The organism is Streptomyces lienomycini, from assembly GCF_027947595.1.
GTDB classification, from domain to species: Bacteria; Actinomycetota; Actinomycetes; order Streptomycetales; family Streptomycetaceae; genus Streptomyces; species Streptomyces lienomycini.
The window spans coordinates 356,073-368,994 of the sequence record NZ_CP116257.1; the positions used below are offsets into that span (position 1 = coordinate 356,073).

Here is a 12,922-nt window from a genome sequence, read left to right on the forward strand (position 1 = left end):
CGCGTCGCGGACCAGCGCGGCGGATCGGTGTGAGGGAAGGACGGCGTGACCCATGAGCGTGTGGGACGACCTCGTCGGGCAGGAGAAGGTGAGCGAGCCGCTCGCCGCCGCTGCCCGGGACGCCGACGCCTTCGTCACCGCCGCCGCGGCCGACGGCCCGTTGCCGCAGGCGACGAGCATGACGCACGCCTGGCTGTTCACCGGCCCGCCCGGCTCGGGCGTGGCCCAGACGGCCCGGGCCTTCGCCGCCGCACTACAGTGCGTGAGCCCCGACCGCGCCCTCGGCGGCGTCCCCGGCTGCGGCTTCTGCGACGGATGCCACACGGCGCTGATCGGCACCCACGCGGACGTCAGCACGGTGGTCGCCATGGGCGCCGAGATCCGCGCCCAGGACATGCGGGACACCGTCCGCAAGTCGTTCACCTCCCCCGCGAACGGCCGCTGGCAGGTCATCCTCGTCGAGGAGGCCGAGCGGCTGAACGAGAAGTCGGCCAACGCCGTCCTGAAGGCCGTGGAGGAGCCCGCCCCGCGCACCGTCTGGCTGCTGTGCGCCCCCTCCGTCGAGGACGTCCTGCCCACGATCCGCTCCCGCTGCCGCCACCTGAACCTGAGCACACCGTCGGTCGGGGCCGTCGCCGACATGCTCGTCCGGCGCGAGGGCATCGAGCCGGACGTCGCCGCCGCGGCGGCCCGCGCCACCCAGGGCCACATCGAACGCGCCCGCCGCCTGGCCACCGACAAGGCCGCCCGGGACCGCCGGGCCGCGGTGCTGAAGCTGCCGCTGCGGGTCGAGGACGTCGGCAGCGCCCTCAAGGCGGCCCAGGAACTGGTCGACGCCGCCGCCGAGGACGCCAAGCAGCTCGCCGAGGAGATGGACGCCAAGGAGACCGAGGAACTCAAGGCGGCCCTGGGCGCGGCGCAGGGCGGCCGGCTCCCGCGCGGCACCGCGGGCGTGATGAAGGACCTGGAGGCCGACCAGAAACGCCGCAAGGCGCGCACGCAGCGCAACAGCCTCGACCTCGCCCTGTCCGAGCTCACCGGCTTCTACCGCGACGTCCTCGCACTCCAGCTCGGCTCGCGCGTGGCGATCGCCAACGCCGACGCGGAGGACACCCTGGAGCGGCTCGCCCGCACCGGCACGCCCGAGTCCACCCTGCGCCGCATCGAGGCGATCGCCGCCTGCGGGGAGGCCCTGGACCGCAACGTGCCCCCGCTCCTCGCGGTGGAGGCGATGACGATGGCACTCAGAGCGGGCTGAGCGCGCGCCCCGGGCCGCTCCGGACCCGCACGCCTGGTGCACGCCCGGTTGACGCCGTAACACGTACGAGGCACACGAACCACGCACCGCAACGTCACCGTCGCGGAGAGTTACGCTCGCTGAATGCACACAAGGCGCACTCACCGCAGGACCCGCACCGGCAGCACCCGCTTGCGAGCCACGCTGCTCGCCGCCGCGCTGCTCGCCACCGCCTGCTCCGCCGGGGGCGCGTCGACGTCCGCCGGATCCCCCGCGGCGGAGGCGGCGGGCTCGACGGAGGCGGCGACGACGGCCCTGACCCCCCTGCCGAAGAGCACGCCCTCCGAGCTGTCGCCGTACTACGGGCAGAAGCTCGCCTGGCGCGACTGCGGCGTCCCCGGCTTCCAGTGCGCCACCATGAAGGCCCCGCTCGACTACGCCAAGCCCGGCAACGGCGACGTCCGGCTCGCCGTGGCCCGCAAGAAGGCCACGGGGCCGGGCAAACGCCTCGGCTCGCTGCTGGTCAACCCGGGCGGACCGGGCGGCTCGGCGATCGGCTACCTCCAGCAGTACGCGGGCATCGGCTACCCCGCCAAGGTCCGCGCCCAGTACGACATGGTGGCGGTCGACCCCCGGGGCGTGGCCCGCAGCGAGCCCGTCGAATGCCTCGACGGCCGCCGGATGGACGCGTACACGCGGACCGACGTCACACCGGACGACGCGGGCGAGACGGACGAGCTGGTCGACGCCTACAAGGAGTTCGCCGAGGGCTGCGGAGCGGACGCGCCGAAGCTGCTGCGCCACGTGTCGACGGTCGAGGCGGCGCGGGACATGGACGTACTGCGCGCGGTGCTGGGCGACGAGAAGCTGACCTACGTCGGGGCGTCGTACGGCACGTTCCTGGGCGCGACCTACGCCGGCCTGTTCCCGGACCGGACCGGCCGCCTGGTCCTGGACGGCGCGATGGACCCCTCGCTGCCCGCGCGCCGCATGAACCTGGAGCAGACCGAGGGCTTCGAGACGGCGTTCCAGTCCTTCGCGAAGGACTGCGTGAAGCAGTCCGACTGCCCGCTCGGCGACAAGGGCACCGCCCCGGAGCAGGTCGGCAAGAACCTCAAGTCCTTCTTCGACGCACTGGACGCCAAGCCGCTCCCCGCCGGAGACGCCGACGGCCGCAAGCTCACCGAGTCCCTCGCCACCACCGGCGTGATCGCGGCGATGTACGACGAGGGAGCCTGGCCGCAGCTGCGCGAGTCCCTGACCTCGGCGATGAAGGAGAACGACGGCGCCGGTCTGCTGATCCTCTCCGACAGCTACTACGAGCGCGAGGCCGACGGCGGCTACAGCAACCTGATGTTCGCCAACGCCGCGGTCAACTGCCTCGACCTCCCCGCCGCCTTCTCCTCCCCGGACGAGGTGCGCGAGGCCCTTCCCGACTTCGAGAAGGCGTCCCCGGTCTTCGGCGAGGGCCTCGCCTGGTCCTCCCTGAACTGCGCGTACTGGCCGGTGAAACCCACGGGCGAGCCGCACCGCATCGAGGCTGCCGGCGCCACCCCGATCGTCGTGGTCGGCACCACCCGCGACCCGGCCACCCCCTACCGCTGGGCCGAGGCCCTCTCCGACCAGCTCTCCACCGGCCACCTCCTCACCTACGAGGGCGACGGCCACACCGCCTACGGCCGGGGCAGCGCCTGCATCGACTCGGCGATCAACACCTACCTCCTGAGCGGCACCGCCCCGGACGACGGCAAGCGCTGCTCGTAGCCGCCCACCCCGCCCCACGCACCCCACCCGCCCCGGAGCACCGGCCCCGGGGCGGGTACGAAGCACCCCGGGAAACTGTGTAGACTTACCGACGTTGCTGATCGCACCATGGGTGCACAGCGTGCCGCCTTAGCTCAGATGGCCAGAGCAACGCACTCGTAATGCGTAGGTCTCGGGTTCGAATCCCGAAGGCGGCTCAAGGGTAAACCCCAGGTCAGAATTCTGACCTGGGGTTTCTTGTCTGGGATGACCTTGGAATCTCGGCGAATCGGGCACCGCCCATCTGTGCGCGTAATGCGCAGGTCGCAGGTTTGTTTCGTTGTCGCCTGTGAGCTTCGGCAAGGCTCTGACCTGCTGTTCTGGTGCATTTCAGCCCTTCGGTCGCCGCGTAGTCATTTGCTCCGGTTCCAGCCAGCGCAGGTGCGAGGACCTGCCGTCGCCACTGCCTGTGTGGTGGTCCTGCTTCTCGCCGTTCTCCCACATGGATATCAGCTCGACCATGAGGTGTGGTTCGCGTCGTCCGAAAGCCGTGGAGCTGAGAGGTGGGCGGGTGGCTGCACCTTGGAACTGGTGCCAGACGATCGCGGAGAAGGGTGAGGTGAACTCCCGGACGGCTCGGTCCAGGACGGTCGCGATGGAGCCCGTGACGCTCTGGACGGTCCGTGTGCGGATCGCACCCATGCGTCCAGGTGGGAACAGGGCGTCCGTCGCTGCCAGCGTCGCGGAACGGGCGACCGGTCCGACTTCGGCGAGAACGGGTGTACCGAGTCTGGCCAGGGTGCGTACCGGCCCGTTCTCGGCGTTCCCCACGTCCGGATCCCCCGACCAGGTCGGCGCGACGTACACCGTCGGCTTGCCGTCCGGGCCGGGAAGGAACCCCACGTCCACCGTCAGCTCGTCGGGACTGTCCTGAAGGATCCCACCGAGGTCGGCAAGAATGCCGGCGCTGTGGTCGATCGGGTACAGGATGGTTCCCGAGAACACGGTCGGTACGGGGTGCAGGCGGATTCGTGCTGAGGTCACGACGCCGAAGTCGCCGCCGCCGCGCAAGGCCCAGAAGAGGTCCGGGTGGGTTGCGTGAGGGCTGTCCCGCAATTCCCGGTGGATCAAGCGCGTGGCGCCCAGACGCGGTGCGTCGCAAGGCGAAGGAGCGTCCGCATACTGGATGCATGGGGACGCTCCGACAACGTGACGAGATGCCTTGGCTGTCGTCGGGCACCCGGCGGGAAATGCGGGCCAGCCCTTAGCTTGGGGCCTTGAACATCAGTCAGCCCGGGAGTAAGTCCTTCCGCTGTTCTGAGGTCATGCCGTGCGTATGCGTGGGCGGGTGACGGCCGGCTGTGACTCAACGCCTCGCAGGGACGAGGGGGTGGGTGGTCGCGGGCGTGTCCGTCTTGCACACGGTGCCGTCGGCGGGGTGTGTGCCGTGGAGGAGTGCGGCGTCAACCGCGCTGTTGACACACGAGTTGATGCCGTAGGAGCCGTGTCCGACTCCTTCACGTGTGAGCAGGACCGCGGAGTCCAGGGTCCGGGTCATGTTCTCGGCCCAGTGGTGGGGGGTGACGGGGTCCAGTCGGCCTGCGACCACCAGCGCCGGGGGCGCACCGGCGCCTGTGAGCGGCTTGGTGACGCGGTCCTTGTTCGGCGCGGGCCACCGAGCGCAGTTCAGGGCGGAGTAGGCGGCCCGGGTCCCGATCCGCTTCGCCTCAGCAACAGCCTTGGTGGCTGCGGCCTTGTGCGCGGCGATGCCGGCCGGGGTCTGCCAGTCGGCGCAGCGTACGGCGGTGTGGGTCTCGAACATCGCGGTGGGGACGGGGAAGGGGGATACCGTGACGCTGCTCCACAGGGTGTGGAGGGGTGCGCCGTTGCCCTTCTGTGCGGCCAGCAGCGCCGAGGTCAGCAACGGCCAGGTGTTCTGGTCGCCGGCCAGGGCTCGGGTGGTCTCCAGGGCCTTGGCGCCGTCGAGTTCGCCACCCGGGGTGGCGCCCTTGGCGGGTGCGATCTTCAGAGGTTCCGCTTCCAGCGTGTCGATGAGTGTGTCGAACGCCGCCTCCGGGTCGCCTGCCCCGAACGGGCACACTGCGGCCCCTTCGGCGCGGCAGGTCTTGAACCAGGCGTTGAGGGTTCGCTCACTTGCCACGGCGACGTCGTTCTGGAAGGGGAGGGAGTTGCCGAACCACTGGTTGGTGTCGACGGGCGCGTCGAGCACCATCTGGCGGACGCGGTGGGGGAACAGGGTGGCGTACATCGGGCCGACCACGGTCCCGTAGGACAAGCCGTAGTACGTGATCTTGTCCTCGCCGAGCGCGGAACGGACCTGGTCGATGTCGCGGGCCACGTTGTCGGTGGACAGGCTGGCCAGGAACTTTTTGTTCTGGTTCTTGGCGCAGCCGTCGGTGAACGCGGCGGCATCGGCCAGCAGTCGCGGCAGAGGCTTGCCCCCGGGGATCGCCGGGTCGAAGGAGGTGCCGGCGGCGTCGGCTCGCTGCTTGTCGGTCAGGCAGCGAACGGCCTGCGATTGGCCGACGCCGCGCGGGTCCATCGCGATGACGTCGAATCTGGCGAGCACAGCGGGCGAGAAAGCGCCCGGAGTACCGGCTGTCTTGGGCAGATTACGCAGTGTCTCGGTGGCGGCGACCCCGGGTCCGCCCGGGTTGAAGACCAGGCTGCCGATGCGCTGGTCGGGATCGGTGGCCCGGTGCCGCATGACCGCGAGCGGGATCTGCGCGCCCTCGGGGTCGGTGTATTCCTGCGGCACCTTGATCGTGGCGCATTCCAGGTTCTTCCCGCACGCGCTCCACGTGAGCGGGTCAGGGGAGGGGGCCGGTGCCGACGCGCCCGTTGCGGACGTGCTGCGCAGCCCTGAGGCCCCGGACGAGCACCCCGTCAGGACCATGAGGGCTGCGGCGAACGCAGCCCCGTACCTGGCGGCGGCCCGTGGCCTCAACTGGATCATGATGATCTTCCTTTCGTCCTAACCTGTGCCGTGCCCTGCAGCCCGGCTGCGCCGGTCGCGCGAGAGCCCGGCCGAAGAGGGCTGACGTGGTCGCGCCTTCCTCGCTTCGATGAGTCAGCGACCGGCCGCGTCGAGCAGGGAGGAGTACCGCAGGCGGAGTGCGCGCTCCATGCTCGCCAGAACGGCCCCGCCTCCCAGTGCGAGGTTCAGCCAGATCGGCAGGTGTATCGGCGATACGAAGGTTCCGACCCGCTGTGTGACGGGGGGGATGTGAGAGACGGGTTCAGCGAGCTGCAGCAGGTTCAGGCCCACACCGATGACCAGCAGCAACACCGACCCGAAGGCGACCGCCCGGCTCAGTCCCGGATGGCGGACACCGAAGCGCGCCCTCCGCCCCTCCGCGGAGGCGGGGTCGGGCGTGAGCTGAGACGGCTGTCCGCCCAAGGGGCGATAGTGGCAGCGCTTGATGCCGTAGCTGCTCATCGCCACCTCGATGACGCCCCCGTCGACAGGGAGGAGCGCGGGCAGTTTCGACTCGGCCACATGCCTGCCGTCCAGGAACAGATGCGCCCGGATCCTGCTGTTGTCCAACCGCGCCCAATGCCGTACGTCGACGGAGTACAGGCGGGCGGGCCCGTCGGCAGCGGGTAGCCGTAGCCAGAACAGGGAGCGAAAGGGGAGCTGCCACCAGCGGAATCGCTGCAGTTCCCGGCCGTCTCCCGGCTTCAGGCGCTTCGATGCAGCCCACTGTTTCCACGCCATGCTCCGCGCACCCCTTCGCACTCGGCCGCACCCTCACTAGTACGGCGTGTTAGAAGGACGCTAGCACGCTGTACTAGTACGGCGTGCTAGTACAGTTGAGAAAGGTGGGAGAAGTGGTGGGAGAAGTAAAGGAGAGCGGAGCATGGAAACACGGGAAAAGATCCTCCAGGCCGCTGCGGAGATGATCGCCGAGGACATGACGGCCAAGCTGAGCGTGCGCGCGGTCGCCGCGCGTGCGGGAGTGAGCACCGGATCGCTGAGATTCCACTTCCCCACCCAGCGCGCCCTGCAGGACAGCCTGCTCGCACGGATCTACGACAACCTGCTGCCCGGCGACCCGATCCGCGACCGGACGCTGCCGCCCCACGAACGGCTGCTGAACTGCCTGCGGCAGGTTCTCGCACCGCTCGGCACCAATAAGGACGCGCGAACCGCATGGAGCACGATCTACCGGAACTTCATCGAACCCGAGCCGACCGGACCGGTACGCGCCGCATACCTTGCCCATGAGCGGGAGGCGGAGCGCCTGGTCGAACACTGGCTGGCTGTGCTCGCCGGCGAAGGCGCACTGCCCCCGGGAGACCACACCCGCAACGTCAGATTCCTCCTCACCGTCCTCAACGGACTCTCGGTCGAACGCGCCCTGCCCACCCGCGAATCCGTCCTCATCGCCGAGACCGAGACCCTCAACGCCGCGGTCGACCACGTCCTCTCCACCGGACTCGCACCGTCCGCCGGGCCGACTCGGCCGTGAACCGGACCAGCCCCCCCCTTGGCGCCGAGGCGCGAGACCACGGTGCGACGGGCACCGGCGTGGACAGACCGGCATGGTCGGCGGCTATCCGCCCGCCGGGCAGTTGCCGGACTCGAACTCTCGATGGCGACCGCAGAGACACGCAAAGACGCGGCACCAGACGGCGAGGGAGATTTCGATCATGGCGTGGAGCACCCGGGAGATGGCGGAGCTGGCCGGCGTCAGCCTCAGGGCCGTACGCCATTGCCACGACATCCGATTGCTTGAAGAGCCGGAGCGTCGCTCCAACGGATACAAGCAGTACGGCGTCAGCGTCTCGTGCCTTACGTTCGACGCCTCCGGGCCCGCCGTCCCGGGCTCAGCGATCTCGCTTCAGACGCCCCGCGCGGCCGACAGCACACTGCCCGCACCATCGGCGAAGCCATCACCGATCTCTACAATCCAGCCCAGGTGGACGTCATGAAGCGGCTCGACGGGCTCCTGTCCGACATGGATGCCCACGGCGATCGTTCTCAGAGCGCCGTTTCGTGACTCTATGGGCGGATCCCAGTGTGCACCTGATGGTGTGACGCGTGGACGACGGAGTCGTTGCCACGACCGCTCCCGCTTGGACACCAGCGAACCGTAGTCCGTGCGGTCCACTGCCGCATGTGCCTCGTTTCTGTGAGCCGGTACGACGCTGCGCGGACGACACGAATGCGGCGTGTGACTCCCCGGCGCCGCCCTCACTGCTGGGTGCCGTTGCTCTCGCTTCCCGAGGTGTCGTTCTCGACGAGGATGGTGTGGACGCGCCGCAGCACGTCGAGGTGGGCGCGGTTGTGGAACTCGACCAGTGCGTGCACGGCGACCGATTCCGCAACGGCCCTTTCCCGGTGCGAGGCCAGCCCGAGGTCGGCCAGAGCAGGGTGGGCCCGGTGCTGCCGGCGGACTTCGGGTGCCATGCGCTCGGCCAGCCGCTGCCGTACGTCGTCGGGAGCGTTCTCGTCGAGCGTCGCGAACTCCGCATCCAGGACGCCGCGAGGTCCCGAAAGCTGCTCTTGGAGGGCGGCCATCGCTTCGGGTGTGAGGATGCTGGAGTAGGCCATCAGCAAGGACCGCTGGGTTTCGGGCAGGTCGTCGGCGAGTGTCTTGAGGCCAGGGGGCATGTCGAGCGCGGTCCGGTTGTCCCTGATGGCAGCCAGTTCCCGCCGCATCCGCTGCCGGCGTTCGATGTCCGCCGCGAGTTCGGCGTCCAGGTCCCGGAGGATCCGCCGCGCCTTCTCGTCACCGCTCTCCACCGAAGGGACATCCGCGAGGGCAACTCCGAGGTCGGTCAGTCTGCGGATACGCAGCAGGCGCACCAGATGGCTGACGCCATAGCGCTTGTAGCCGTTGGACGCTCGCTCCGGCTCATCCAGCAAGCCGATCTCGTGGTAGTGACGGACGGCCTTGGCCGTCGTCCCCGCGAGTTCCGCCAGCTGACGGGTACTCCACGCCACCAGGAGCCCCCTCTCCAGGATCATGCCCGGCCGCCATTGAAAACCCTGCCCCTGGGGCACGGTCAACTCCGGCCGTTTCCGGCGGCCAGTCATTGACCTTGCCCCAGGGGCAGGGAGTGGGCTGGTCGCGACCACGCCCCACACACAGGTATGCGGAGACTGGACATGAAAAGGCACAGCAGTGTCGGCCGAAGCCTGGCCCTCCTGGCGGTCATCGGCCTGGGCTCGTCAGTGACCACTCTGCCCGCCGCCGCCGACGACACGAAAACGCCTCAGACGAAGTGGGGCCAGTGCCCCGACGACATCGTGGCAGAAGCCGCTCCGACCGTACTGCAGTGCGCCGCAGTGTCCGTGCCGCTGGACTACGCCCACTCGGACGGCGAACAGATCGACCTCACCGTCTCCCGGCTGGCCGCCGCCGACCCGGACAAGCGGCGCGGCATTCTCATGCTCAACCCGGGCGGCCCCGGCGGATCCGGGCTGGCGCTGTCCGCACTGCTGGTGGCCCAAGGCCTGCCCAGCAGCGTCACCGACCGCTACGACCTGATCGGCATGGACACCCGTGGGATCGGTCATTCCACACCGGTCAGTTGCGGCTTCACCACCGACAGCCCCTACTACTCCAACATCCCGCCCTACGCGGTCGACGACGCCGCGGTCACCGCACAGGCCAAGGTCGCCGAGCAGGCAGCCAAGCAGTGCGCGGACAACGACGACGACGGCCGGCTGCGTCACCTCACCACCGCGAACACCGCCCGCGACCTGGACCGGATCCGGGCCGCGCTCGGTGAAAAGAAGACCAGCTACCTGGGCTACTCCTACGGCACGGCACTCGGCGCCGCCTACGCGTCGATGTTCCCCGAGCGCTCCGACCGAATGGTGCTCGACAGCAACATCGGAGACACCCACCTCAACCGCGACGCCATGCGCCGCTACGCGCTCGGCATGGAACAGACCCTGCCGGACTTCGCGAAGTGGGCCGCCAGCCGCCACGACAGCTACGGCCTGGGCCGCACACCCAGCCAGGTCCGGGCGTCCTACCTCACCATCGCCGGCAGACTCGACGAGGTTCCCGTCGCAGGGATCGACGGGCCCCTCTTCCGCCTCCTGACATTCGGCCACCTCTTCAAGCAGACGCAGTACCCCGCGCTGGCGCAGACCTGGCAGACGCTGCTCGAAGGCGACGAGGCCACGGTCCGTGACCTGCGAGCCCTCCAGCAGGAAGGGACGGACGGGCCGGTATCGCCGACCGACAACGCCCTGACCGTGTTCCTCGCCGTCACCTGCAACGACGTCGAGTGGCCCGAGGACGTCAACACCTACCGTCGGGGCGTCGCCGAGGACCGTGAGCGCTACCCGCTGTACGGCGCCGCCACCGCCAACATCACACCCTGCGCCTTCTGGCCGCACGCCCCCGCCGAACCGCCCGTGGAGGTCGACACCGAAGGCCCGCGCAACGTACTGCTCCTGCAAAACCGCAGGGACGCGTCGACCCCGCACGTGGGCGGGGAGATGCTGCGCCAGAAGTTCGGCGACCGCGCCCGGCTGGTCAGCGTCGACGACAGCGGGCACGGCGTCTACGTACTGGGCAAGAACTCCTGCGCGCTGAACACCACCACCCGCTACCTCGTCGAGGGCAAGATGCCGACGAAGGACACCCTCTGCCGCGCGGATTGACCACCGGACCCGCGCCGCCGGCACCCCGTCCGCCGCCGACATCTTCCGGCGTACCCGTCGACTGGTTCGCCGCGTCAGCAGTGCGCCCTTCCGGAGCGGGATCAGGGCCGGGATCAGGGCCGGTGAATGGTGTAGCAGCGCATCGGAGACCCAGCGCCCTTGGTACCAGGGTCCCGATGCGTCGCCCGGGACGGTTCCTGCGAAGGTGCCGGGCGGCCGGGCGTTGTGGGGAAGGCACAGTCGACCTAGTGCCTTCGGTCCCATGTGCGCGGTCTTCCGTGAGAGCCGCGAGGTCGGACGGGGATGAGCGGCCGATCGACTTCGCCGGTGGACGGGCGGTGGACAGACGCCTTTGGACGGTGCGGCACGAGATGGCACGGGCCGAGCTGGTGCAGATGCTCTGACCAGGAAAAATGTCACGAGACGGTACGGCAGGGCATTCCCCGGCATGATCGCTCACGGTCTCGTAATGGGTAGGTCTCGGGTTCGAATCCCGAAGGCGGCTCTATCGAACCCCAGGCCAGGTAGCTAGTGATCTGGGGTTGGGCAGGCCGGACAGGTCGGTGGCAGTCCGGCCCGTACGCCGGTCACTTCGCGTCCGCGTAGCACTCCACCACCGCCGTAGTGAACGGGAACCGCACCGGCGTCGTCCCGAACGTCAGCCGTCCCGCCAGTTCGGCCGCGTCCCGGATCGCCGCGACGACGGTGTCGGCCTCCTCCTCGGGACAGTGCACGATCACCTCGTCGTGCTGGAAGAAGACCAGCTCGGCCGCCAGGTCCGCGCAGGTCTGCCGCAGGGCCGCGAGCAGGAGCAGCGTCCAGTCGGCGGCGCTGCCCTGGACGACGAAGTTGCGGGCGAAGCGGCCCCGCGCGCGGGCGTCGGTCGACGCGTAGCCCGGCACCCACTCGTGCGGGCGGCCCGGGGCGTCCGGGGCGTCGTCCTGCGGCAGGCCCGCCTCCTCGGCGCCGTCGGCCGCGCCGCCGCGGGCGGGCAGGTGCGGCCCAGCCAGGTGCGCACGAGCCGGCCCTCCTCGCCCGCGCGGGCCGCGTCGTCGACGTACGCCACCGCGCGGGGGAAGCGGCGTCGCAGAGCGGCGAGGTTCTTGAGGCCGTCGCCGGAGGTCTGGCCGTACACCGCGCCGAGCACGGCGAGCTTGGCCTGGGCGCGGTCGCCGGAGAAGGCGCGGTCGGAGACCGCCTGGTAGAGGTCGCTCTCCCGGCCGGCCACCTCCATCAGACCGGGGTCGCGGGAGATCGCCGCCAGCACGCGCGGCTCCATCTGGTCGGCGTCGGCGACGACCAGCCGCCAGCCCGGGTCGGCCACGACGGCCCGCCGGATCACCTTGGGGATCTGCAGCCCGCCCCCGCCGTTGGTCACCCAGCGCCCGGTGACGGTGCCGCCCGCCAGGAACTCGGGGCGGAACCGTCCGTCGCGCACCCAGTCCTGGAGCCAGGACCAGCCGTGGGCGACCCAGATCCGGTACAGCCTCTTGTACTCGATGAGGGGCTTCACGGCCGGGTGGTCGAGCGACTCCAGCTCCCAGCGGCGGGTGGAGCCGACCTTGACGCCCGCCTGCCCGAAGGCCCTGACCACGTCGGCGGGCAGGTCGGGCCGCACCCGGCGGCCGAAGGCGGCGGACACCTCCTCGGCCAGCTCGGCCAGGCGGCGCGGCTCGCCCCCGCCCGCGTACCGCTCGCCCAGCAGGTCGTGCAGCACCTCGCGGTGCACGTCGGCCCGCCAGGGCAGCCCCGCGCGGTTCATCTCGGCGGCCACCAGCATCCCCGCCGACTCGGCGGCCGTCAGCAGGCGCAGTCGGCCGGGGTGCGCCGAACGGTCGTGGCGGCGCTGCTGCTCGGCGTAGACGGCGAGCAGGTCGGACAGGGGGAGGTGGACGGCCTGGGGTTCGAACAGCGGGGACTGCGCGCCGGGCTCGGCGGAGCGCTGCGGTGGGTCGGGCGGGACGGGGCCGCCGTGCAGCCGGGCCAGGGCGGCCGCGGCCGAGTGCGGCTCCCCGTACCTCCCCTCGTGGCCGAGCAGGAGCGTTTCGGCGGCTTCCACGTCGTAGCACCGCTCCACCCGCACCCCCTCGGCGAGCAGGCGCGGTGCGATCTCGGCGGTGGACCGCCACACCCAGCGCGTGACCTCGGGTCTGCTGCGCACCGCCCCGGCGAGGTCGGGCTCCCGCCGCACCGGCCCGGCGGGCAGCCCGTCGGGGCCGAGGGCGGCGACCTCCACGCCGCCGCCCTCGGCCACCGCGAGCGCGCACCTCCGGGTCATGTACGCGAGTGTCGCA

General features: G+C 70.5%; 11 protein-coding genes, 1 tRNA gene and 1 pseudogene. 6 read left to right on the forward strand and 7 right to left on the reverse strand.

The window, feature by feature from the left end:
* The first annotated feature begins 52 nt into the window (after window positions 1–52).
* The 3 genes from BJ961_RS01710 (at window position 53) to BJ961_RS01720 (ending at window position 3,198) form a co-directional block, all read left to right on the forward strand.
* On the forward strand, window positions 53–1,258 hold the full coding sequence (locus BJ961_RS01710) for a DNA polymerase III subunit delta' (RefSeq protein WP_271319546.1): 1,206 nt from the start codon (window positions 53–55) through the stop codon (window positions 1,256–1,258).
* Window positions 1,259–1,381: 123 nt separating this feature from the next.
* A complete protein-coding gene (locus BJ961_RS01715) occupies window positions 1,382–3,001 on the forward strand; it encodes an alpha/beta hydrolase (protein ID WP_271319547.1) in 1,620 nt (539 codons plus the stop codon).
* Window positions 3,002–3,124: 123 nt separating this feature from the next.
* Window positions 3,125–3,198: transfer RNA gene (locus tag BJ961_RS01720), tRNA-Thr, on the forward strand.
* A gap of 172 nt (window positions 3,199–3,370) precedes the next feature.
* Here BJ961_RS01720 and BJ961_RS01725 read toward each other — a convergent pair.
* From BJ961_RS01725 to BJ961_RS01735, 3 genes are all read right to left on the reverse strand, one after another.
* The gene (locus BJ961_RS01725; protein ID WP_271319548.1) at window positions 3,371–4,024 is read right to left on the reverse strand and encodes a hypothetical protein; all 654 of its coding nucleotides are present in this window, start codon (window positions 4,022–4,024) and stop codon (window positions 3,371–3,373) included.
* Between the two features lie 322 nt (window positions 4,025–4,346).
* Window positions 4,347–5,759 carry an alpha/beta hydrolase gene (locus tag BJ961_RS01730; protein ID WP_271319549.1) on the reverse strand — a complete coding sequence of 471 codons (1,413 nt, stop codon included), beginning with the start codon at window positions 5,757–5,759 and terminating at the stop codon, window positions 4,347–4,349.
* Window positions 5,760–6,071: 312 nt separating this feature from the next.
* Window positions 6,072–6,719 carry a hypothetical protein gene (locus tag BJ961_RS01735; protein ID WP_271319550.1) on the reverse strand — a complete coding sequence of 216 codons (648 nt, stop codon included), beginning with the start codon at window positions 6,717–6,719 and terminating at the stop codon, window positions 6,072–6,074.
* Between the two features lie 142 nt (window positions 6,720–6,861).
* Between BJ961_RS01735 and BJ961_RS01740 the strand changes: the two genes are divergently transcribed.
* Window positions 6,862–7,473: a TetR/AcrR family transcriptional regulator gene (locus BJ961_RS01740; RefSeq protein ID WP_271319551.1), complete on the forward strand. Its 612-nt coding sequence runs from the start codon at window positions 6,862–6,864 to the stop codon at window positions 7,471–7,473.
* A 202-nt stretch (window positions 7,474–7,675) separates the two neighbouring features.
* A pseudogene (locus BJ961_RS01745) lies at window positions 7,676–7,726 on the forward strand (hypothetical protein); the annotation flags it as partial.
* A gap of 119 nt (window positions 7,727–7,845) precedes the next feature.
* Here BJ961_RS01745 and BJ961_RS01750 read toward each other — a convergent pair.
* A complete protein-coding gene (locus BJ961_RS01750; protein ID WP_271417277.1) occupies window positions 7,846–7,974 on the reverse strand; it encodes a hypothetical protein in 129 nt (42 codons plus the stop codon).
* 224 nt (window positions 7,975–8,198) lie between these two features.
* Window positions 8,199–9,011, reverse strand: a complete 813-nt coding sequence (locus tag BJ961_RS01755) for a helix-turn-helix domain-containing protein (protein ID WP_271319552.1) — start codon at window positions 9,009–9,011, stop codon at window positions 8,199–8,201.
* A 105-nt stretch (window positions 9,012–9,116) separates the two neighbouring features.
* Here BJ961_RS01755 and BJ961_RS01760 point away from each other — a divergent pair, with 105 nt between their 5' ends.
* The gene (locus tag BJ961_RS01760) at window positions 9,117–10,628 is read left to right on the forward strand and encodes an alpha/beta hydrolase (protein ID WP_271319553.1); all 1,512 of its coding nucleotides are present in this window, start codon (window positions 9,117–9,119) and stop codon (window positions 10,626–10,628) included.
* A 587-nt stretch (window positions 10,629–11,215) separates the two neighbouring features.
* Here the strand turns inward: BJ961_RS01760 and BJ961_RS35945 are convergent.
* The gene (locus BJ961_RS35945) at window positions 11,216–11,362 is read right to left on the reverse strand and encodes a hypothetical protein (protein ID WP_333782071.1); all 147 of its coding nucleotides are present in this window, start codon (window positions 11,360–11,362) and stop codon (window positions 11,216–11,218) included.
* A 2-nt stretch (window positions 11,363–11,364) separates the two neighbouring features.
* Complete coding sequence (locus BJ961_RS01770) at window positions 11,365–12,906, reverse strand: bifunctional 3'-5' exonuclease/DNA polymerase (protein ID WP_271319554.1); 1,542 nt, start codon at window positions 12,904–12,906, stop codon at window positions 11,365–11,367.
* Between the last annotated feature and the right edge of the window lie 16 nt (window positions 12,907–12,922).

Bases quoted from the DNA above. Each gene is read 5' to 3' on its own strand.
- BJ961_RS01710 (WP_271319546.1), top strand. From the start codon at position 53: ATGAGCGTGTGGGACGACCTCGTCGGGCAGGAGAAGGTGAGCGAGCCG.
- BJ961_RS01715 (WP_271319547.1), top strand. From the start codon at position 1,382: ATGCACACAAGGCGCACTCACCGCAGGACCCGCACCGGCAGCACCCGC.
- BJ961_RS01735 (WP_271319550.1), bottom strand. From the start codon at position 6,719: ATGGCGTGGAAACAGTGGGCTGCATCGAAGCGCCTGAAGCCGGGAGAC.
- BJ961_RS01740 (WP_271319551.1), top strand. From the start codon at position 6,862: ATGGAAACACGGGAAAAGATCCTCCAGGCCGCTGCGGAGATGATCGCC.
- BJ961_RS01760 (WP_271319553.1), top strand. From the start codon at position 9,117: ATGAAAAGGCACAGCAGTGTCGGCCGAAGCCTGGCCCTCCTGGCGGTC.
- BJ961_RS01770 (WP_271319554.1), bottom strand. From the start codon at position 12,906: ATGACCCGGAGGTGCGCGCTCGCGGTGGCCGAGGGCGGCGGCGTGGAG.